Annotated in this window: 15 protein-coding genes; 12 read left to right on the forward strand and 3 right to left on the reverse strand. The window is 71.5% G+C overall.

Annotated features, from left to right (window positions below; translation table 11 throughout):
• Positions 1-212: 212 nt before the first annotated feature.
• The 3 genes from DS079_RS14445 (at position 213) to ilvD (ending at position 4895) form a co-directional block, all read left to right on the forward strand.
• Complete coding sequence (locus DS079_RS14445) at positions 213-1907, forward strand: alanine/glycine:cation symporter family protein (protein WP_126988538.1); 1695 nt, start codon at positions 213-215, stop codon at positions 1905-1907.
• A gap of 202 nt (positions 1908-2109) precedes the next feature.
• A complete protein-coding gene (locus DS079_RS14450; protein ID WP_309298681.1) occupies positions 2110-2985 on the forward strand; it encodes an IucA/IucC family protein in 876 nt (291 codons plus the stop codon).
• A gap of 77 nt (positions 2986-3062) precedes the next feature.
• Positions 3063-4895, forward strand: coding sequence for a dihydroxy-acid dehydratase (gene ilvD, locus DS079_RS14455; RefSeq protein ID WP_126988539.1), 1833 nt, complete (start codon positions 3063-3065; stop codon positions 4893-4895).
• A gap of 76 nt (positions 4896-4971) precedes the next feature.
• On the opposite strand, the gene cobA is transcribed toward ilvD, so the two are convergent.
• Genes cobA through nirB form a run of 3 tightly spaced genes read right to left on the reverse strand, consistent with a single transcriptional unit; the run spans position 4972 to position 9601 of the window.
• Positions 4972-6522 (reverse strand): uroporphyrinogen-III C-methyltransferase, encoded by a 1551-nt coding sequence (gene cobA / locus DS079_RS14460; protein ID WP_126988540.1) that lies wholly within the window; start codon positions 6520-6522, stop codon positions 4972-4974.
• Positions 6519-6926: a nitrite reductase (NAD(P)H) small subunit gene (locus DS079_RS14465; protein WP_126988541.1), complete on the reverse strand. Its 408-nt coding sequence runs from the start codon at positions 6924-6926 to the stop codon at positions 6519-6521. Before DS079_RS14465 ends, cobA begins: the two co-directional genes overlap by 4 nt.
• A complete protein-coding gene (gene nirB, locus DS079_RS14470; RefSeq protein WP_126988542.1) occupies positions 6926-9601 on the reverse strand; it encodes a nitrite reductase large subunit NirB in 2676 nt (891 codons plus the stop codon). Before nirB ends, DS079_RS14465 begins: the two co-directional genes overlap by 1 nt.
• A 431-nt stretch (positions 9602-10032) precedes the next feature.
• On the opposite strand from nirB, the gene DS079_RS14475 reads away from it, so the two are divergent.
• The 9 genes from DS079_RS14475 (at position 10033) to DS079_RS14515 (ending at position 20291) form a co-directional block, all read left to right on the forward strand.
• On the forward strand, positions 10033-11790 hold the full coding sequence (locus DS079_RS14475; RefSeq protein ID WP_126988543.1) for an acetolactate synthase large subunit: 1758 nt from the start codon (positions 10033-10035) through the stop codon (positions 11788-11790).
• Positions 11791-11840: 50 nt separating this feature from the next.
• Positions 11841-12356 (forward strand): acetolactate synthase small subunit, encoded by a 516-nt coding sequence (gene ilvN / locus DS079_RS14480; protein WP_029360997.1) that lies wholly within the window; start codon positions 11841-11843, stop codon positions 12354-12356.
• A 102-nt stretch (positions 12357-12458) separates the two neighbouring features.
• Positions 12459-13490 (forward strand): ketol-acid reductoisomerase, encoded by a 1032-nt coding sequence (ilvC, locus tag DS079_RS14485; protein WP_126988544.1) that lies wholly within the window; start codon positions 12459-12461, stop codon positions 13488-13490.
• Positions 13491-13673: 183 nt separating this feature from the next.
• Positions 13674-15281, forward strand: coding sequence for a phosphoglycerate dehydrogenase (serA, locus tag DS079_RS14490; RefSeq protein ID WP_126988545.1), 1608 nt, complete (start codon positions 13674-13676; stop codon positions 15279-15281).
• A gap of 31 nt (positions 15282-15312) precedes the next feature.
• A complete protein-coding gene (locus DS079_RS14495; RefSeq protein ID WP_126988546.1) occupies positions 15313-16383 on the forward strand; it encodes a 3-isopropylmalate dehydrogenase in 1071 nt (356 codons plus the stop codon).
• Between the two features lie 51 nt (positions 16384-16434).
• Positions 16435-17526 (forward strand): branched-chain amino acid aminotransferase, encoded by a 1092-nt coding sequence (locus DS079_RS14500; RefSeq protein ID WP_126988547.1) that lies wholly within the window; start codon positions 16435-16437, stop codon positions 17524-17526.
• A 7-nt stretch (positions 17527-17533) separates the two neighbouring features.
• Positions 17534-19174, forward strand: a complete 1641-nt coding sequence (gene cimA / locus DS079_RS14505; protein WP_126988548.1) for a citramalate synthase — start codon at positions 17534-17536, stop codon at positions 19172-19174.
• A 9-nt stretch (positions 19175-19183) separates the two neighbouring features.
• Complete coding sequence (locus tag DS079_RS14510) at positions 19184-19708, forward strand: glycine cleavage system transcriptional repressor (RefSeq protein ID WP_126988549.1); 525 nt, start codon at positions 19184-19186, stop codon at positions 19706-19708.
• Between the two features lie 226 nt (positions 19709-19934).
• Positions 19935-20291 (forward strand): MFS transporter, encoded by a 357-nt coding sequence (locus DS079_RS14515; protein WP_309298682.1) that lies wholly within the window; start codon positions 19935-19937, stop codon positions 20289-20291.
• Positions 20292-20391 lie beyond the last annotated feature (100 nt).

Genomic DNA, 20391 nt, shown 5'->3' on the forward strand with positions numbered 1-20391 from the left:
GTCGGACAAGTGCGCCGAGGTGATGGGTAAAAGCCCATGTCATGCACAGGTTCCGTCCAGTCCGAGGGTCGCTGGGTGCGACGCGGCGCACAGGTTACCCCTGGGTACAGTCATTCGTCGTCCGCTGCGGCGCCTCCCTCTCCGGTGACCGGCGCCCTGCGGGCCCCGAGTACCCGACCCGGCGGATCCCCGCCGAAGGAGAACCCCCCCAGATGCCTGGAATAGACGCGGCCGTCGAGACGATCTTCGGCCCCATCGCCGCCTTCCTCAGCGCCGTCGTGTTCTACAAGGCGCCGATCTTCGGCGGCGTCCCGATCATCGTCGTGTGGCTGATGGCGGCCGCGATCTTCCTGACCGTCTGGCTGCGCTTCCAGCCGATCACCGGGCTCAAGCACTCGATCCAGGTGATCCGCGGCCGGTACACCGCCAAGACCGACCCCGGCGAGGTCTCCAGCTTCCAGGCCCTCGCCACCGAGCTCTCCGGCACCGTCGGCCTCGGCAACATCGCCGGCGTCGCGGTCGCGATCGCGGCCGGCGGCCCCGGCGCGGCGCTCTGGATCGCGATCTTCGGCTTCTTCGCGATGAGCGTGAAGATGGCCGAGGCGACCCTCGGCGTCATGTACCGCAAGGTCAACGCCGACGGCACCACCGAGGGCGGCCCCATGTACTACCTGCGCGACGGCCTCGCGCAGATCGGCCGCAGGCGCCTGGGACGCGTGCTCGCGGTGCTGTACGCGATCTTCACCCTCGTGGGTGTGTTCGGCGCGGGTAACCTCTTCCAGTCCAACCAGGTCGCCGCGATCGTCGCCTCCTCCACCGGCAGCGAGTTCCTCTCCGGCAACCAGTGGCTGATCGGCGCGGTCATGGCCCTGCTCACCGCGATCGTGATCCTCGGCGGCGTCACGAAGATCGCCCGGTGGACCTCCGCGATCACGCCGGCGATGGCCGTGCTCTACGTGCTGTGCACGCTCGCGATCATCCTGGTGAACATCGAGGCGCTGCCCGCCGCGGTCGCCACGATCTTCACCAGCGCCTTCACGGCCGACGGTGTCACCGGCGGCATCATCGGCGTGGCCGTCATCGGCATCCAGCGCGCGCTGTTCTCCAACGCCGCGGGCGTCGGCTCCGCGGGAATGGCCCACAGCGCCTCGAAGACGAAGGAGCCCGCCACCGAGGGCTTCACCGCCCTGTGGGAGCCGCTGGTCGACTCGATCGGCGTGTGCATGCTGACCGCGATCGCGGTCGTCATCACCGGCGTCTACCAGGGCGGCGGCGAGGACGGCGTGGCGCTGACCGCGGCCGCCTTCGGCACCGTCGCGGGCTGGTTCCCCTCCCTCCTCACCGTCGCCGTCGCCCTGTTCGGCTTCTCGACCGTCCTGGCCTACGCCTACTACGGCGAGCTCAGCGCCAAGTTCCTCTTCGGCAGCTCCGCGCTGGTGCAGAACGCCTTCCGCATCGCCTGGGTGCTCGCCGTGATCGTCGGCGCCGCGATCTCGCTGGACTCCGTGATCGCCTTCTCCGACGCGATGTTCTTCCTCATGTCGGTCCCGAACCTGCTGGGCATCTACTTCCTCGCCCGTGTGCTGCGCCTGGAGATCCTGCGCCACCGCTACCGAGTGAGCGTCGGCGCCCTCTCCGAGGTCGAGTCGGACCTCCAGGTGGGCATGGGCTCCCACGAGCCCACGGCGGAGCAGGTCGCCGCCGAGGAGCATCGCACCCTGACCGAGGAGCTGCGCCTGGCCGACCTCCACCGCCAGCTCGCCGAGGACCCCGACTTCCCCGTCCGCGCCGACCATCACGACGAGGACCTCGCCTCGCCGATGGGGGAGACGGACTACGACGACTGGGCTCAGGATCCCGAGGGGGATGGCGACCCGCAGGCGGAGCGCAGCCCGGCCGGGGCCTGAAACCTGGCTCGCCGTGCATGACAGGGGCCGTTCCGGGCGCACCGGGACGGCCCCTCGTCGTGAGCACGGGTGACGGACATCTGTCCATCGCGGAGCCCCCGGGGCGGCACCTTCGCGTGCCTGTGTCCACGGCTTTTGCCCGATCCGGCGACATCGTGGCGCTTCTCATCCGGACCGCGTCCGGGATTGTGAACACTCCGCCTTGCGTATTCAGGGTAGGCAACCCTTACTGCGCAGGTCCGGATGGCCCGCGCCCCAGGAGGCCGGCGATGCGGAGTTCTCGGACCACGGCTTCCGCGTGCTGCGCGAGCGCGCCGCGATCGGGTACACGGGCGACGCCTACCACCGCACCCGCACCACGAACCCGCACCGCAAGATGCTCGCCGCGCTCTGGCGCGAGAACCCGCTCGCGCAGCTCGCACCGGGGGAGCGGGTCTTCACCATGGCGGCGCTCCTGCACCGCGACCACGAGGGCCGCTCCGTCGCCGCGGCGATGCAGCGCGCCTCCGGCCTGCCACCCGTGCAGTGGCTCGCCGGGTACCTCCGCGCCTACCTGCGACCGCTGGTCCACCTGCTCCTCGCCCACGACGTGGTGGTGATGCCCCACGGCGAGAACCTGATCCTGCGCGTGCGGGAGCAGCAGGTGATCGGCGCGTTCTACAAGGACATCGGCGAGGAGATGGCGGTGGTGGGCCACCGTCCGCTGCCGGAGGGCATGGAGCGGGTGCGGGCCGTGGTGCCGGGGGAGGAGAAGGCGCTGTCGATCTTCACCGACGTCTTCGACGGGGTGCTGCGTCACCTCGCCGGGATCCTCGACGCCGACGGGATCCTCCCCGCCGACCGATTCTGGGGCCAGGTCGCGAGCGTGCTCGACGAGTACGAGGCCGATCACCCCGGCCTCGCCCGCGGCCTCGCCGGCGACGTGGACCTCCGCGCCGGCTCCTTCGCCCACTCCTGCCTGAACCGTCTCCAGCTGCGCAACACCCTGCAGATGGTCGACCTCGGCGACCAGGCCTCCTCGCTGCTGTACGCCGGGAGGATGGACAACCCCGTCGCGAGGGTCGGCGCGGCCGTCTGAGGGAGGAGCAGTGTGATGCCCGTCCGGTGTCCGGATGGTGACACCGCCATCTCGCATGGCGGCGTAGCATGACGGGCATGGCTCAGCTCCGTTCCCGCACCTCGACCCACGGCCGCAACATGGCAGGTGCCCGCGCCCTCTGGCGCGCCACCGGCATGAAGAGCGGCGACTTCGGCAAGCCGATCATCGCGATCGCGAACTCGTACACGCAGTTCGTCCCCGGCCACGTCCACCTCAAGAACATGGGTGACCTGGTTGCGAGCGCGGTCGAGGAGGCCGGCGGCGTCTCCAAGGAGTTCAACACCATCGCCGTCGACGACGGCATCGCCATGGGCCACGGCGGCATGCTCTACTCGCTGCCCAGCCGCGACCTCATCGCCGACTCGATCGAGTACATGGTCAACGCCCACACCGCCGACGCGCTGGTGTGCATCTCGAACTGCGACAAGATCACCCCCGGCCACCTCATGGCCGCGATGCGCCTGAACATCCCGGTCATCTTCGTCTCCGGCGGCCCCTCCGAGTCCGGCAAGCCCGTCGAGGGCGTCACCGAGAACCGGATCGACCTGGTCGATGCGATGTCGCTGTCCGCGAACGACTCGATCACCGACGCGCAGCTCGCCGAGGTCGAGGAGAACGCCTGCCCCACCTGCGGCTCCTGCTCGGGCATGTTCACCGCGAACTCGATGAACTGCCTCACCGAGGTGCTCGGCCTGTCCCTGCCGGGCAACGGCACCACCCTCGCCACCCACGCCTTCCGCAAGGAGCTCTTCCTCGAGGCGGGGCGGAAGATCGTCGAGCTCGCCACGCGCTACTACGAGGAGGACGATGAGTCGGTCCTGCCCCGTGCGATCGCGACCAAGGCCGCGTTCTCCAACGCGATGGCCATGGACGTGGCGATGGGCGGCTCGACCAACACGATCCTGCACATCCTCGCCGTCGCGATCGAGGCCGGCGTCGACTTCGGCCTCGACGACATCGACCGCATCTCCCGCTCCGTGCCGACGCTGTCGAAGGTCGCCCCCAACGGCACCGCCCACGTCGAGGACGTCCACCGCGCCGGCGGCATCCCCGCGATCCTCGGCGAGCTGGACCGGGCCGGGCTGCTGGACCACACCGTCCACACCGTCCACTCCCCGGACCTCACCAGCTGGCTGGCCGAGTGGGACGTGCGCGGCGGCAAGGCCTCGAAGAAGGCCGAGGCCCTCTTCCACGCCGCCCCCGGCGGCGTGCGCACCACCCAGGCCTTCTCCACCACGAACACCTGGGACGAGCTCGACCTCGACGGCGAGAACGGCGTGGTCCGCGCCGTCCCCCACGCCCACACCAAGGACGGCGGCCTCGCCGTGCTCAAGGGCAACCTCGCCCGCGACGGCGCCGTGTTCAAGACCGCCGGCGTCACCGAGGACCTCTTCCACTTCGAGGGCACCGCGGTGGTCTGCGACTCCCAGGAGGAGGCGGTCCAGAAGATCCTGGACAAGACCGTCAAGGCCGGCGACGTGGTGGTCATCCGCTACGAGGGCCCCAAGGGCGGTCCCGGCATGCAGGAGATGCTCTACCCCACCTCCTTCCTCAAGGGACGGGGCCTCGGGAAGACCTGCGCGCTGATCACCGACGGCCGCTTCTCCGGCGGCACCAGCGGCGTCTCCATCGGCCACATCTCCCCGGAGGCGGCCGAGGGCGGGCTCATCGGCCTCATCGAGGACGGCGACACGATCATCATCGACGTCGACAAGCGCCTGCTCGAGCTCGACGTGCCCGAGGACGAGCTGGCCCGTCGCCGCGAGAACAAGGGCGCCCTGCCCTGGCGGCCGGAGAACCGCGACCGCAAGGTCTCCCAGGCCCTGAAGGTCTACGCCCACCTCGCCCGCTCGGCGACCTACGGCGCGACCCGCCGCCCGCTCGACTGAGAGCAGCACCCGCACCCGACGAGAACGGCCGTCGCCCCCTTCCGGGGCCGACGGCCGTTCCGCGTGCCGGGACGGGTCACGCCCCGAGCGCGGCCTCGTAGCGCTCCAGCGCGATCTCGGCGACGAGCAGATGATCGCCGAGAGGGGCGGTGACCACGTCGGCCCCCGAGGCGGCGACCAGGTCGTGGAAGTGGCCGGGGGCGAGCACATAGCTCGCCACCACCACCCGTGCGTCGTCGGCCAGGCCCTCCCGCGCCGCAGCGACGGCGTCGGCCACTGGTGGTGTGGCCGCATAGGCGAACCCCGTCGTCACCTCCCGCCCGAGCCGCTCGGAGAGCAGGCGCGCCATCTCCTCGACCTGCGCGACTCCCTCGGGGTCCCGCGTGCCGGAGCCCGCCATCACCACCGCGTCACCGTCGCGCAGGCCCGCCTCGACGAGGCGCTGCGCCATCACCTCCGCGAGCCGCGGGTCCGGGCCGAGCGGCGCGGCGGCCGTCGCGGCGCGGCCGGCGACCGCCCCGCCGATGTCATCCTTCACGTGATAGCCGAGGGAGAGCAGCAGCGGCACCACGACCGCCTCGACCTCCTCGCCCTCGCGTGTGCGGGCCTCGGCGGGCCGGGCGTGGGCGGCGACCACCGCGGCCACGTCCGGGGACTGCACGTCCACGAACGCCTCGCGCACCGCGCCCGGCGCCTGCGCGGCGATCCGGCGCAGCAGGGCGCGCAGCACGTCCCGTCCCTCCCGCGAGCGGGTGCCGTGGGAGCAGCCGATCAGCACCGGGGCGGGGGAGCGGTCGGAAGCGGGCCCGTGCTCCGGCAGGTCGACGGCCTCACGGCCCGAGCCGTGCTCCGGGGCCTCCGCCGCGGCGGCCGGCTGCTCCGGGCGCAGGAACCCCTCGGCCGCGGTCCGGCCGACGGCGATCACCGCTGGGTGCCCGATGACGGCCTCCGCGACGACCTGCTCGATGTCCGCGAGGGTGCCGCGCACCTGGCGCTGGCCCGGCAGGGTCGCCTCCTGCACCACCGCGACCGGGGTCGCGGGATCGATCCCGTTCAGCAGCGCCTGGGCGACCAGCCGCGGAAGCCACTCCACGCCCATCATCAGCACGGTGGTGGTGCCGGGGTCGGCGAGCGCCGCGAGATCGGCGGGGCCCAGGTCGCCGTGGGCGTTGACCACGTGCACGGCGACGGCGGTGCCGCGATGGGTGACGGGGACGTCCCCGGCCGCGGGACCGGCCAGCGCCGAGGTCACCCCGGGCACCACCTGCACGTCGATGCCCGCGGCGCGGCAGGCGAGGACCTCCTCGCCGCCGCGGCCCAGCACGAACGGGTCCCCGCCCTTCAGCCGCACCACGCGCCGTCCCTCGCGGGCGATCGCGACGAGCAGCGCGCCGATGTCGTCCTGCCGCATGGAGTGCGCGCCGGGCCGCTTGCCCACGTCGATCACCTCGACGTCGGCCCCCAGCTCGTCCAGCAGCGCGCGGGGCCCGAGCCGGTCGGTGACCACCACGTCGGCCTGGCGCAGCAGGTCCAGGCCCCGCACCGTGATCAGGTCCCAGGCGCCGGGGCCGCCGCCCACGAGGGCGACGGCCCCGGGCTCGAGGTGGGCGCCGGTCAGGCCGTTCACGCCTCCCCGCCCGTGCCGGGGCGCGGCGCGGCGGAGACGTGCACGTGGCCGTCGACCACCTCGACGTCGAACACCGCGATCGGCAGCTTCTCGCCGCCGCCGGAGTCGAGCACCGCGCCGGTGTCGAGGTCCCAGCTCTGCTTGTACATGGGGGAGGAGAGGGTGGGGACGAGCCGCCCCTCCGTCTCGCCCTCGACCGTGAGCAGATGGGTGCCCACCAGGCCGCGGGAGAGGATGTTCGAGCGGGAGTAGGGGTCGTGCTGCTGGACGGCGCGCACGCTCCCGTCGTCCAGCAGGAACACCGCGATCTGGGTGCCGTCCGGCAGGAGCGCCGCGGCGCCCCGCTCCGGGGTCAGCGCGCCGAGCGGGCAGATCGGCACGAGGGCGTCGGCGGGGGCGGTCATCACTGGTCCTCCTGCGAGATGTGGGCGGCGCCGGCGAGGGCGTGCTCCTTCGCCGCGAGCGGGGTCGGGAAGGTGGTCTCCGGGGCGTCCTCCGGCCGGGCCGGGCGCACCTGCTCGCGCTCGAGCACGTAGCGCAGCGTCTTGTCGTGCAGGTCCGGGGCGTTGATGAAGGACACGAACTTCGCGCGCCGCTCCGGATCGTGCACCGCCTCGGCCCACTCGTCGACGTAGGTGTCGGTGTGGCGCTGCATGGCGGCCTCGAGCTCCTCGCCGATGCCGAGGGAGTCCTCGACGATCACGCGGCGCAGCTCGTCGATGCCGCCGGGGTACTCCTCGACCCAGCGGGCGGTGCGCTGGAGCTTGTCCGCCTCGCGGATGTAGAGGATGAGGAAGCGGTCGATGCAGCGCTGCAGGGTCTCGTCGTCGAGGTCCTCGACGAGCAGCTGCGCATGAGCGGGCTGGGCGCCGCCGTTCCCGCCGACGTACAGGTTCCAGCCGCGGTGCGTGGCGATCACGCCGACGTCCTTCGCCTGCGCCTCCGCGCACTCGCGGGCGCAGCCCGAGACGCCGATCTTGATCTTGTGCGGGGAGCGCAGCCCCCGATAGCGGCGCTCGAGGTGCGAGGCCATCGCGGTCGAGTCGCCCACGCCGTAGCGGCACCAGTTGGTGCCCAGGCAGCTCTTCACCATCCGCAGCGATTTCCCGTAGGCGTGGCCGGACTCGAAGCCGGCCTCGACCAGGCGCTCCCAGATCTCCGGCAGCTGCTCGAGCCGGGCCCCGAACATGCCGATCCGCTGGGCGCCGTTGACCTTCACGTACAGGCCGTAGTCCTTCGCGACCTGGGCGAAGACGAGCAGCTTCTCGGGGGTGACCTCGCCGGCGGGCATCGCGGGGATCACCGAGTAGGTGCCGTCCTTCTGGATGTTCGCCATGACGTGGTCGTTGGTGTCCTGCAGCGAGCCGAGCTGACGGCCCACCGGGCTGTGACGTTTGCCGGAGAGGGCGCCGAGCGAGGACAGGATCGAGGCGACCGTGGGGCGGCAGACCGCGCAGCCGCGGCCCGCGCCGGTGCCGTGCGCGGCGACGACCTCGGTGAAGGTCTCCTGGCCGCCCTCCTCGACGAGCCTGTACAGCTCGGCGCGGGAGTGGTCGAAGTGCTCGCACAGCGCGCGGGAGACCTCGATGCCGCTCTTGGCCAGCTCCTGGTTCAGCAGCTTCGTCAGCGACGGGACGCAGGAGCCGCACACGGTGCCGGCGGTGGTGCACTCCTTGATCGCGCCGATCGTGTGGCAGCCCTGCTCGTTCACGGCGTGGCGCACCGTGCCCGCGGAGACGTTGTTGCACGAGCAGATCACCGCGTCGTCCGGCATCTCCGCGCCCGCGAGCGCATCGCCCGCGCCCTCCGGCGCGATCACCGCGGAGGGGTCGGCGCCCAGGGCCCGCCCGGTCATCGGGCGCAGCTGCGAGTACAGCGCGATGTCGCCGACGAACACGCCGCCGAGCAGGGTCGTCGCGTCGTCGCTCATCACGAGCTTGCGGTACTGGCGGTGCACGGGGTCGACGAAGGACACCTCGAGCGCGTCGGGGGTCATGGCGTTGACGTCGCCGAAGGCGGCGGCGTCAACGCCCACGCCCTTGAGCTTCGTGCCGTCCTCGCCGCGCTGGTGGGTGCGGGTGCCGCCGAGGAACCGGTCGGCGACCACGTCGGCCATGTCGTTGCCGGGGGCGATCAGGCCCGCGCACACCCCGTCGAAGGAGGCGCACTCGCCGATCGCCCAGATGTCCGGGTCGGAGGTCTGGCAGCTCTCGCCCACGACGATGCCTCCGCGCTCGCCGACGGCGAGGCCGGCCTCGCGGCCGATCCGGTCGCGGGGGCGGATGCCGGTGGAGAAGACGACGACGTCGGCGGGCAGCTCGCTGCCGTCGGTCAGCTCCGCGGTGCCGATCGCGCCGTCCTCGGCGGGACGGAAGGCGGTCGCGCCCACGCCGGTGCGCACCTCGATGCCCTTGTCCTGGATGAGCAGCCGCAGCATCTCGCCGCCGCCGTCGTCGAGCTGGACGGCCATCAGCCGGTCCGCGAACTCGACCACGGTGGAGCGGGCGCCGAGGTCCTGCAGCGCGGCCGCGGCCTCGAGGCCGAGCACGCCGCCGCCGACGACGACGCCGCGGACCTCGCGGCCCAGCGCCTCGCCGCGCTCGGCGACCCAGGCGGCGAGGGACTCGACGTCGTCGACCGTGCGATAGCTGAAGGAGCCGGGCAGGTCCTTGCCCTCGGCGCGGGGCGCCCAGGCCCAGGATCCGGTGGCGAGCACGAGCCGGTCGTACTCGTGGACGGTGCCGGAGGCGCAGGTGACGGTGTGCGCGGAGCGGTCCACGCTCTCGGCGGCGTCGCCCGTGACCAGCGTGATCCTCGGGTCGGCCCAGACCCCGGTGTCCAGGGCGAGCATCTCGGCGCGGCGGTGGCCGAACCAGTCCGAGAGGTGCACGCGGTCGTAGGGATGCTGGGTCTCCTCGCCGATCACGGTGAGGGTCCAGTCGCCGGTGGGGTCCTGGGACTGCATCCGGGCCGCGAAGCGGTGCCCGGTCATGCCGCCGCCGATCACGACGATGCGGGTGCCCGGCGGCAACGGCGTCCCGGCGGCGGGGGCGAGGGGGGAATGGCCGGTGGCGTTCATGGCTGTGCGCACGGTCCTCTCTGGAGCGGGTGACCTCGTCCATACCGTAAGCAGAACCGGACGCCGTGCGCAGGACTTTCGTCGCTCCGTCGGGCCTCGCCGCGGGGCCCCTCCGGACTTTCCCCCGCGGACTCGCGAAGCGCGTCGCGCCTGCGCCGATGCGCCGGCTGCCCGCAGGGTCTCGCGATCCGGACAGGCGGCCCCGGCCACGGCCCGGGGCCTATGGTGGGTGCATGCAGACGATCCTTCTCGTAGTTCCCGAGCGCGGCTGACGCCCACTCGTCGCTTCGAGACGTCATCCGCGCCCCTCCCCGAGCCCCAGGCGGAGGGGCTTTTTCGTGCCCGGCCCGCGGGATGGCGCGACGGGAGGGGCGGGGAGCATGTTCCACTCACCGCCACCGCCCACCGTCCGAGACGACGAAGGAGTTCCGATGACCGGACAGCAGATGACCGGCGCGCAGGCGCTGGTCGAGTCCCTCGAGCATGCCGGGGCAGAGGTCGTCTTCGGCCTTCCCGGCGGCGCGATCCTGCCCACCTACGACCCGCTGATGGACGCGAAGAAGCTCCGTCACGTGCTGGTCCGGCACGAACAGGGCGCCGGCCACGCCGCCTCCGGCTACGCCCACGCGACCGGCAAGGTCGGCGTGTGCCTGGCGACCTCCGGCCCCGGTGCCACCAACCTCATCACCGCGATCGCCGACGCCCAGATGGACTCGATCCCGCTGGTCGCGATCACCGGCCAGGTCGGCTCGATGTTCATCGGCACCGACGCCTTCCAGGAGGCGGACATCGTCGGCATGACGATGCCGGTGACCAAGCACAACTTCCTGGTCAAGGACGCCGCGGAGATCCCGAAGGTGATCAAGCAGGCCTTCCACATCGCCTCGACCGGCCGGCCCGGCGCGGTGCTGGTGGACGTCACCAAGGACGCCCAGCAGGACATGATGGAGTTCGTCTGGCCCGAGACCCTGGACCTGCCCGGCTACCGCCCGGAGCCGCGCCCTCACGGCAAGCAGATCCGCGAGGCGGTGCGCCTCATGCTCGAGGCGAAGCGCCCGGTGTTCCTGCTCGGCGGCGGCGTGCTGCGCGGCAGCGCCACCGACGAGGTGCGCGAGCTCGTGGACGCCTCGGACATCCCCTTCACCACCACCCTCATGGCGCGCGGCGCCCTGCCGGACTCCCACCCGAGCCACCTCGGGATGCCCGGCATGCACGGGACTGTCGCCGCGGTCTCGGCCCTGCAGCGCGCGGACCTGCTGATCAACATCGGTGCCCGCTTCGACGACCGGGTCACCGGCCGCCTGGACTCCTTCGCGCCCGGCGCGAAGATCATCCACGCGGACATCGACCCCGCCGAGATCTCGAAGAACCTCGTCGCCGACGTGCCGATCGTCGGTCAGGCCGGCCAGATCGCCAAGGCGCTGACCGAGGAGCTCCGCGCCCGCCTGGCCGAGTCCGACACCCGCGACTACGAGGGCTGGTGGGGCACGCTGGACATGCTCCGGGAGAACTACCCGCTGGGCTGGACCGCGACCGAGGACGGCTTCACCGCCCCGCAGAAGGTGATCTCCCGCATCGGCGCGATTTCCGGGCCCGACTCGATCTACGTCGCGGGCGTGGGCCAGCACCAGATGTGGTCGGCCCAGTTCGTCCAGTACGAGAACCCGCGCACCTGGATCAACTCCGGGGGGCTGGGAACCATGGGCTACTCGGTGCCCGCGGCGATGGGCGCCAAGGTGGGCATGCCGGAGAAGACGGTGTGGTCCATCGACGGCGACGGCTGCTTCCAGATGACCAATCAGGAGCTCGCCACCTGCGTCATCAACGACATCCCGATCAAGGTCGCCGTCATCAACAACAGCTCGCTGGGCATGGTGCGCCAGTGGCAGAACCTGTTCTACGACCAGCGCTACTCGAACACCGAGCTGAACACCGGCCATGGCTCGCGCCGCATCCCGGACTTCGTCAAGCTCGCCGACGCCTACGGCTGCGTGGGCCTGCGCTGCGAGCGGGACGAGGACATCGACGACACCATCCGCCAGGCGATGGAGATCAACGACCGCCCCGTGATCGTGGACTTCACCGTCAGCGCCGACGCGATGGTGTGGCCGATGGTGCCGGCCGGCGTGTCCAACGACGAGATCCAGATCGCCCAGGGCATGAGCCCCGAGTGGGAGAGGGACATCTGAGCATGACCACCAACCAGCAGCAGGCCCCGACCGGTACCCCCGACTACGTCATGTCGCCGAACAGCCAGACCCTCTCGGTGCTGGTGGAGAACAAGCCCGGTGCGCTCACCCGCGTCACCGCCCTGTTCTCCCGTCGCGGCTACAACATCTCCTCGCTCGCGGTGGGACCCACCGAGCATCCGGAGATCTCCCGCATCACGGTCGTGGTCGACGTCGAGCAGCACCGGCTCGAGCAGATCACCAAGCAGCTCAACAAGCTCGTCAACGTCCTCAAGATCGTCCAGCTCGACCCCCGCCAGACGGTCCAGCGCGAGCTGATCCTCATCAAGGTCACCGCCGACAGCTCCACCCGCACCCCGGTGCTGGAGATCGTGCAGATGTTCCGCGCGAAGGTCGTCGACGCCGCCTCGGACTCCGTGACGATCGAGGCGACGGGCACGCAGGACAAGCTCACCGCCCTCCTCGGCATGCTCGAGGAGTTCGGGATCCGCGAGATCGTGAAGTCCGGCGAGGTCGCGATCGGGCGCGGCGGTCGGGCGATCACCGACCGCGCGCTGCTGTCCTGACCCCGCCCCGCTGACCGAATAGCAAGACCCTTTCTCACATCGCAGGACGAGGGGCGATACGATCGCCTCGACGCCCGCAGCCGACCATCGAAGGAGCACAACGTGGCTGAGATCTTTTACGACGACAACGCCGATCTGTCCATCATCCAGGGCAAGAAGGTCGCGGTCGTCGGCTTCGGCTCGCAGGGCCATGCCCATGCGCTGAACCTGCGCGACAGCGGCGTCGAGGTCCGCGTGGGCCTGCGCGAGGGCTCGAAGTCCGCCGCGAAGGCCCAGGAGGAGGGCCTGACCGTCGGGACCGTCGCCGAGGTCGCCGAGTGGGCGGATCTGATCATGATCCTCACCCCCGACCAGGACCAGCGGAAGGTCTTCGCGGACTCGATCAAGCCCCACCTCTCCGAGGGCAAGGCGATCGCCTTCGCGCACGGCTTCAACATCCGCTTCGGCTACATCGAGGTCCCCGAGGGCGTCGACGTGCTGCTGATCGCCCCGAAGGCCCCCGGCCACACCGTGCGCCGCGAGTTCGTCGCCGGCCGCGGCATCCCGGACATCGTCGCCGTCGAGCAGGACGCGACCGGATCCGCCTGGGACCTCGCCCTGTCCTACGCCAAGGGCATCGGCGGCACCCGCGCCGGCGTCATCAAGACCACCTTCACCGAGGAGACCGAGACCGATCTCTTCGGCGAGCAGGCCGTGCTGTGCGGCGGCATGAGCCACCTCGTCCAGGCCGGCTTCGAGACCCTCACCGACGCCGGCTACCAGCCGGAGATCGCGTACTTCGAGGTCCTCCACGAGCTCAAGCTCATCGTCGACCTCATGAACGAGGGCGGCATCGCCAAGCAGCGCTGGTCGATCTCCGACACCGCCGAGTACGGCGACTACGTCTCCGGCCCCCGCGTGGTCACCGACCAGACGAAGGCCGACATGAAGGCGATCCTCGCCGACATCCAGTCCGGCGCCTTCGCCAAGCGCTTCATCGACGACCAGGACAACGGCGCCCAGGAGTTCAAGAAGCTCCGCGCCGAGGAGGCCGAGCACCCGATCGAGAAGGTCGGCAAGGACCTGCGCAAGATGTTCTCCTGGAGCGCGCAGTCCATCGACTCGGACTACGTCGAGGGCAGCGCCGCGCGCTGACCCACCCGGTCCCCACACAGCGGCGGGAGCACCCTCGAGGTGCTCCCGCCGCCGTCCTTCGTACAACGGTCTCGCATCCTGTCCCGCGTTCCCGCCTGGCGGACACAGGGCGACGCGGTCCCCTGAAACCCGTCGCACCCGAGGGCGTGAGCGACGACCGCCATCCGTACCGGAGGAGAATCCGTGACGCGTCCTGTCGTGCTCATCGCTGAGGAGCTGTCGCCCGCCACCGTCGAGGTCCTGGGCCCCGACGTCGAGGTCCGCAGCGTGGACGGCACCGACCGTACCGCGCTGCTCGCCGCAGTGGCGGAGGCCGATGCCCTCCTGGTCCGCTCAGCCACCCAGGTCGACGCGGAGGTGTACGCCGCGGCCCCGAAGCTGCGCGTCGTCGCCCGCGCCGGCGTGGGCCTGGACAACGTCGACGTCCCCGGCGCCACCACCGCGGGCGTCATGGTCATCAACGCCCCGACCTCCAACATCGTCTCCGCCGCGGAGCTCGCGATCGCGCTGATCCTCGCCTCGCTGCGCAACCTCGGCCGTGCCGACTCCTCCGTGAAGGCCGGCCGCTGGGAGCGCAAGCAGCTCACCGGCGTCGAGCTGCTGGAGAAGACCGTCGGCGTGGTGGGCTTCGGCCGCATCGGACAGCTCGTCGCCGAGCGCCTGCGCCCCTTCGGCGTGACGCTCCTGGCCTACGACCCCTACGTCAACCACGCCCGCGCCGCCGAGCTCGGCGCCCGCGTCGTCGAGCTCGACGAGCTGATGCGCGAGGCCGACGTGCTCACCGTCCACATGCCCAAGACCCCCGAGACCACGGGCCTGATCGGCGCCGAGGAGTTCGCGCTCGCGAAGCCGAACCTCCACGTCGTCAACGCCGCCCGCGGCGGCCTGATCGACGAGGAGGCGCTGTACACCGCGCTGAGCACCGGGCAGATCGCCGGGGCCGGCCTGGACGTGTACTCCTCCGAGCCGCCCGCGAAGAGCGAGACCGCCGCGAAGCTGCTCGAGCTCGAGAACATCACCCTCACCCCGCACCTCGGCGCCTCCACCGCCGAGGCGCAGGAGAAGGCCGGCGTGGCGGTGGCGAAGTCCGTGCGCCTGGCGCTCGCGGGCGAGCTCGTCCCCGACGCGGTCAACGTCGCCGGCGGCGCGATCGACGACCTGGTCCGCCCGGGCGTCGCCCTGTCGGACCGGCTCGGCCAGCTCTTCACCGCCCTGGCCGGCGAGGCACCCGAGGTGCTCGACATCGAGGTCCACGGCGAGATCGCCTCCCGCGACGTCACCGCGCTGAAGCTCTCCGCCCTGCGCGGCATGTTCCGCTCCGTGGTCACCGAGCAGGTCAGCTACGTCAACGCCCCCGTCCTCGCCGAGGAGCGCGGCATCGCCGTCAACCTCGTCACCGACGAGACCACCGAGCGCTTCCGCAACGTCATCACCCTGCGCGGCACGCTGCGCGGCGGCGACGTCGTGGCCGTCTCCGGCACGCTCAGCGGCGTGGACCAGGAGCACAAGCTCATCGACGTCTTCGGCCATGCGCTCGACGTGCCGCTGAGCGACCACCTGCTGATCCTGCGCTACTCGGACGGGCCCGGCCTGATCGGCAAGTACGGCGCGCTCCTCGGCGAGGCCGGCATCAACATCGCCGGCATGCAGGTCTCCCGCGTCCGCCGAGCCCAGGGCGCCGAGGCCCTCGTGGTCCTCGACCTGGACGAGTCCGTCTCCCGCGAGTTCGCCGAGGAGCTGGGCGCCGCCATCGACGCGCGCTCGATCCACGCCGTCGATCTCGTCTACTGATCCCATCCCCTCCTCAGGAGCAGCACCCGCCATGAGCACCATCCCCGCCCCGAGCATCCTGGACCTCGCCGTCATCGAGGGCGACGGCATCGGCAAGGAGGTCGTCCCCCAGGGCCTGCGCGCTCTCGAGGCCGCCCTCGAGCCCGCCGGTGTCGCGGTCCGCACCACGGACTACGACCTCGGGGCGGGGCGCTGGCACCGGACGGGGGAGACCCTGACCGACGAGGACATGGCGGCGCTGGCGAAGCACGACGCGATCCTGCTCGGCGCCGTCGGCGACCCCGGCGTGCCCTCCGGTGTGCTCGAGCGGGGCCTGCTGCTGAAGCTCCGCTTCGGCTTCGACCACTTCGTGAACCTGCGCCCCACCCGCCTGGTCCCGGGCGTCTCCACCCCGCTGGCCGAGCCGGGCGAGGTCGACTTCCTCGTCGTGCGCGAGGGCACCGAGGGCCCCTACGTCGGCAATGGCGGCTCCATGCGCACCGGCACCCCCCTCGAGGTCGCCACCGAGGTCTCCCTGAACACCGCCGTCGGCGTCGAGCGCGTGGTCCGCTACGCCTTCGAGCAGGCCGAGGCGCGCCGGGGGAAGCTCACCCTCGTGCACAAGCACAACGTGCTCGTCCACGCCGGGCACCTGTGGCGCCGGATCGTCGAGGAGGTCGGCGCCGAGCATCCGGGCGTCGAGGTCGACTACGCCCACGTCGACGCGATGATGATCTACCTGGTCCAGGACCCCTCCCGCTTCGACGTCATCGTCACCGACAACCTCTTCGGCGACATCGTCACCGATCTCGCCGGCGCCATCGGCGGCGGAATCGGCCTCGCGGCGAGCGGGAACGTCAACCCCACCGGCGCCTTCCCCTCGATGTTCGAGCCCGTGCACGGCTCCGCCCCCGACATCGCCGGCCAGGACAAGGCCGACCCCACCGCGACCGTGCTCTCGGTCGCGCTGCTGCTGGACCACCTCGGCCACGTCGAGCCCGCCGCCGCGGTCCGCGCCGCGGCCGAGAACGACCTGGCGGCCCGCGCGGCGGATGCGTCGCTCGCCTCTCGTGGCACCGCCCGCATCGGCGACGACCTCGTCGCCGCGATCACCGGGCGCTGAGAGCCCGCACCTGACACACTGACCCTGCCGAACCCCGCCGAGGAGATCCCCGTGAGCGCACTCGCCTTCCCCCAGACCAGCACCACCCGTCGCGTGGGCGACGACGAGCGCGCCAGCATCCTCGCCGCCCCCGGGTTCGGCCAGCACTACACCGACTTCATGGCCCGCGCCCGCTGGACCGTCGAGGGCGGCTGGGGCCAGGACGAGGTGGTGCCCTACGGCCCGCTCGAGCTCTCGCCCGCCTCCGCCGTCCTGCACTACGGCCAGGAGATCTTCGAGGGTCTCAAGGCGTTCCGCCACGCCGACGGCTCGGTGTGGACCTTCCGCCCCGAGGCGAACGCCGAGCGCATGCAGCGCTCCGCCCGGCGCCTGGCGCTGCCCGAGCTGCCGGCCGAGGACTTCCTGACCTCGCTGAAGGCCGTCGTCGCGGCCGACGAGCCGTGGGTGCCCGAGGCGACCAGCGAGGAGTCCCTCTACCTGCGACCCTTCATGTTCGCCAGCGAGGAGTTCCTCGGGGTGCGGGCCGCGCACGAGGTGGACTACTACGTCATCGCCTCCCCGGCCGGTCCCTACTTCCCCCGCGGCGTCCAGCCGCTGGTCGTGTGGATCACCGACGAGTACGCCCGCGCCGGCGCCGGCGGCACCGGCGCCGCGAAGTGCGGCGGCAACTACGCCTCCTCGCTGCTGGGCAAGCGGGAGGCCGCGGAGAACGGCGCCGACGAGGTGCTCTTCCTCGACTCCGAGACCCACACCTCGATCGACGAGCTCTCCGGCATGAACGTCGTCGCTATCACGAAGGGCGGCCGCCTGCTCACCCCGTCCCTGACCGGCTCGATCCTCGAGGGCGTCACCCGCCTGTCGATCCTGCGCCTCGCGGAGGACCGCGGCCTCGAGGTCCTCGAGCAGAAGCTCGTGATGAGCGAGGTCCAGCAGCAGCTCGAGTCCGGCGAGATCACCGAGATGTTCGCCTGCGGCACCGCCGCCGTCATCAACCCCATCGGCGAGTTCCGCTCGAAGGAGGGCTCCTGGACCGTCGGCGACGGCGGCTCGGGCGAGGTCACCCTGGCGCTGCGCAAGGAGCTCACCGACATCCAGTACGGCCGGATCCCGGACCGTCACGGCTGGCTGACCCGGCTGGTGTGAGCGGGTCATGACCATTCCCACGATCGAGGCCTTCCACCTCTACGACACCACCCTGCGCGACGGCTCCCAGCAGGAGGGGCTCACCCTCTCGGTGACCGACAAGCTCGCCGTCGCCCGCCATCTCGACGACCTCGGCGTGACCTACATCGAGGGCGGCTGGCCGGGCGCCGTCCCGCGGGACACGGAGTTCTTCGTCCGCGCCGCGACCGAGCTCGAGCTGTCCACGGCACGTCTGGCCGCCTTCGGCGCGACCCGCAAGGCGGGCGTCGACGTCGCCGAGGACCCGCAGGTGCGCGCGCTCGTCGACTCCGGTGCGCCGACGATCACCCTGGTCGCGAAGTCCGATCTCCGCCACGTCACGGGCGCGCTGCGCACCACCGCCGAGGAGAACCTCGCGATGGTCCGCGACACGGTCGCGCACCTCGTCGGCCTCGGACGCGAGGTGTTCGTCGACGCGGAGCACTTCTTCGACGGCTTCCTCCACGACCCCGACTACACGACCTCCGTGCTGGTGGCCGCGCACGAGGCCGGCGCCGCGGTGCTGGTGCTGTGCGACACCAACGGCGGCATGCTCCCGCACCAGGTCACCGAGATCATCGAGGACCTGCGCTCCCGTCTCGAGGCGGCCGGTGCGGGCGAGGCTCGGCTCGGCGCCCACACCCACAACGACACCGGCTGCGCGGTCGCGAACGCGATCAGCGCCGTCCGGGCGGGGATCACCCACGTCCAGGGCTGTGTGAACGGCTACGGGGAGCGCACCGGCAACGCCGACCTGATCACGCTCCTGGCCGACCTCCAGCTGAAGATGGGCATGGACCTGGTGCCCGAGAAGACCCTCGCCGAGGCCACCCGGATCTCCCACGCGATCGGCGAGATCGTGAACATGCCCGTCAGCCCCCGCGCCCCCTACGTCGGGGCGAGCGCCTTCGCGCACAAGGCCGGGCTGCACGCGAGCGCGATCCGGGTGGATCCGGACCTGTACCAGCACACCGATCCCCGCGCGGTCGGCAACGACATGCGCATGATCATCTCCGACATGGCCGGCCGCGCCTCGATCGAGCTCAAGGGCCGCGAGCTCGGCTTCGAGCTCGCCGATGAGCCGGAGCTCCTCTCGCGCCTCGCCCGGACCGTGAAGCAGCGCGAGGCGGAGGGCTACTCCTACGAGGCGGCCGACGCCTCCTTCGAGCTGCTCCTGCTGGACGAGCTCGGCCGCGTGCCGAGCTACTCCTCGGTCGAGTCCTGGCGGGCCACCTCCCAGCTCGGCCGCGACGGGACCCTCGAGACCGAGGCGACCGTGAAGCTGCGGGCCGACGGCGGGGGAGAGCGGGAGCGGAGGGTCGCGATCGCCGAGGGCAACGGCCCCGTCAACGCCCTGGACCTCGCCCTGCGCGAGGCGCTGCGGGAGCGGCACCCGGAGGTCGACGAGTTCGAGCTGCGGGACTTCAAGGTGCGGATCCTCGACTCCCAGCACGGCACCGACGCGACCACGCGGGTGCTCGTGCGCACCTCGGGCCGGGGCCTGGAGTTCCAGACCGTGGGCGTGGGACCCAACGTCATCGAGGCCTCCTGGGAGGCGGTCTTCGACGCGTACACCTACGGGCTCTACAAGTCCGGTGTTCCGGGGGTCTCCCACGCCGGGGAGCGCTAGTGTGACCCCATGACGACCTACGTGCTCACCGCCATCGGGGACGACCGACCGGGCCTCGTCGCCGCCCTCGCCGCCGCCGTCGACGAGCACGGCGGCAGCTGGGTGGACAGCCAGCTCGCGCTGCTGGCCGGGAAGTTCGCCGGCATCGTGCAGGTGGACCTCCCCGACGAGTCGGTCCAGGGCTTCCTCTCCGCGCTCGAGGGCCTCGAGGCCGAGGTCGGGCTCGCGGTGGAGGCCGCCGTCGCCGAGCAGACCGCTCCGCCCGGTCCCGCCCGCGCCCTCCGCCTGCACCTGCTGGGCCAGGACCGCACCGGCATGGTCCGCGAGGTCACCACGGCACTGCGCTCTCAGGGCGCGACCATCGACGGACTGCGCTCCTGGACCCGTGAGGCGCCCGAGGGCGGCGGCATGCTCTTCGAGGCCGAGGCCGAGCTGCGCCTCCCGGCAGAGTCCGACGAGGCGGACGTGCGCGAGGCGCTCGAGACGATCGCCGCGGAGCTGATGGTGGACCTGGAGCTCGACGCCCCTGAATGAGCCCGTGAGCACTCAGCGACGACGAATTCCGTAACTCTCCGGTCGCGAAATTCGTCGCACTCCGGGCGGTGGCTTACTGGATATCCCGGGAAAAGTTTCTTCCGGGACGGAAGTCCTCTAGTGTGGCTCGAAGGGCCGAGGATGCTTACGACGTACAGTTCCCCTCTGCGGGGCGTCGTCGAGCAGTGCTCGATCCTCCTGCCCGCATCGTCCGAGGAGTCGCTCGATGACCGGATCCCCGTCCTCCGCCGCCGCGACCATCTCCGCCAAGGATTCCGTCCCGCCCGGAGCCTGGAGAGCTCTCCTGCTGGTCACCCTCGGTTTCGGAGTGAACTTCTGGGCTTGGGCGCTGCTCAGCCCGCTGGGCCCGGTCTACGTCGAGCAGGGTCTCGCGCAGGACGCCTCGCTGATCGTGGCTCTGCCGGTCCTGGTCGGCTCCCTGGGCCGGATCCTGATGGGCGGCCTGACCGACCGGTTCGGCGGGCACCTCATGTTCCCGCTGGTGTCCCTGCTGACCGTGATCCCGGTGCTGTTCCTCGGCCTCGTCGGCCAGTATTCCGGCTCTTCGCATTTAAGGGTGTAGGAGGGGTCTGAAGCCGCCGGCTTCGAGGAGGCTGCGAGCGATGTAGTGGACGAGGTTGCGGAAGCCCAGTGCGGAGCCGCGGAGGTGCTCGAGCCGGCCG

The organism is Brachybacterium paraconglomeratum (assembly GCF_003994255.1).
GTDB lineage: Bacteria > Actinomycetota > Actinomycetes > Actinomycetales > Dermabacteraceae > Brachybacterium > Brachybacterium conglomeratum.

What these genes read in the sequence shown, in the direction of transcription:
- DS079_RS14445 (WP_126988538.1), top strand. Translation starts at nt 213, where the DNA reads ATGCCTGGAATAGACGCGGCCGTCGAGACGATCTTCGGCCCCATCGCC.
- ilvD (WP_126988539.1), top strand. Translation starts at nt 3,063, where the DNA reads ATGGCTCAGCTCCGTTCCCGCACCTCGACCCACGGCCGCAACATGGCA.
- DS079_RS14465 (WP_126988541.1), bottom strand. Translation starts at nt 6,926, where the DNA reads ATGACCGCCCCCGCCGACGCCCTCGTGCCGATCTGCCCGCTCGGCGCG.
- nirB (WP_126988542.1), bottom strand. Translation starts at nt 9,601, where the DNA reads ATGAACGCCACCGGCCATTCCCCCCTCGCCCCCGCCGCCGGGACGCCG.
- DS079_RS14475 (WP_126988543.1), top strand. Translation starts at nt 10,033, where the DNA reads ATGACCGGACAGCAGATGACCGGCGCGCAGGCGCTGGTCGAGTCCCTC.
- ilvN (WP_029360997.1), top strand. Translation starts at nt 11,841, where the DNA reads ATGTCGCCGAACAGCCAGACCCTCTCGGTGCTGGTGGAGAACAAGCCC.
- DS079_RS14495 (WP_126988546.1), top strand. Translation starts at nt 15,313, where the DNA reads ATGAGCACCATCCCCGCCCCGAGCATCCTGGACCTCGCCGTCATCGAG.
- cimA (WP_126988548.1), top strand. Translation starts at nt 17,534, where the DNA reads ATGACCATTCCCACGATCGAGGCCTTCCACCTCTACGACACCACCCTG.
- DS079_RS14510 (WP_126988549.1), top strand. Translation starts at nt 19,184, where the DNA reads ATGACGACCTACGTGCTCACCGCCATCGGGGACGACCGACCGGGCCTC.
- DS079_RS14515 (WP_309298682.1), top strand. Translation starts at nt 19,935, where the DNA reads ATGACCGGATCCCCGTCCTCCGCCGCCGCGACCATCTCCGCCAAGGAT.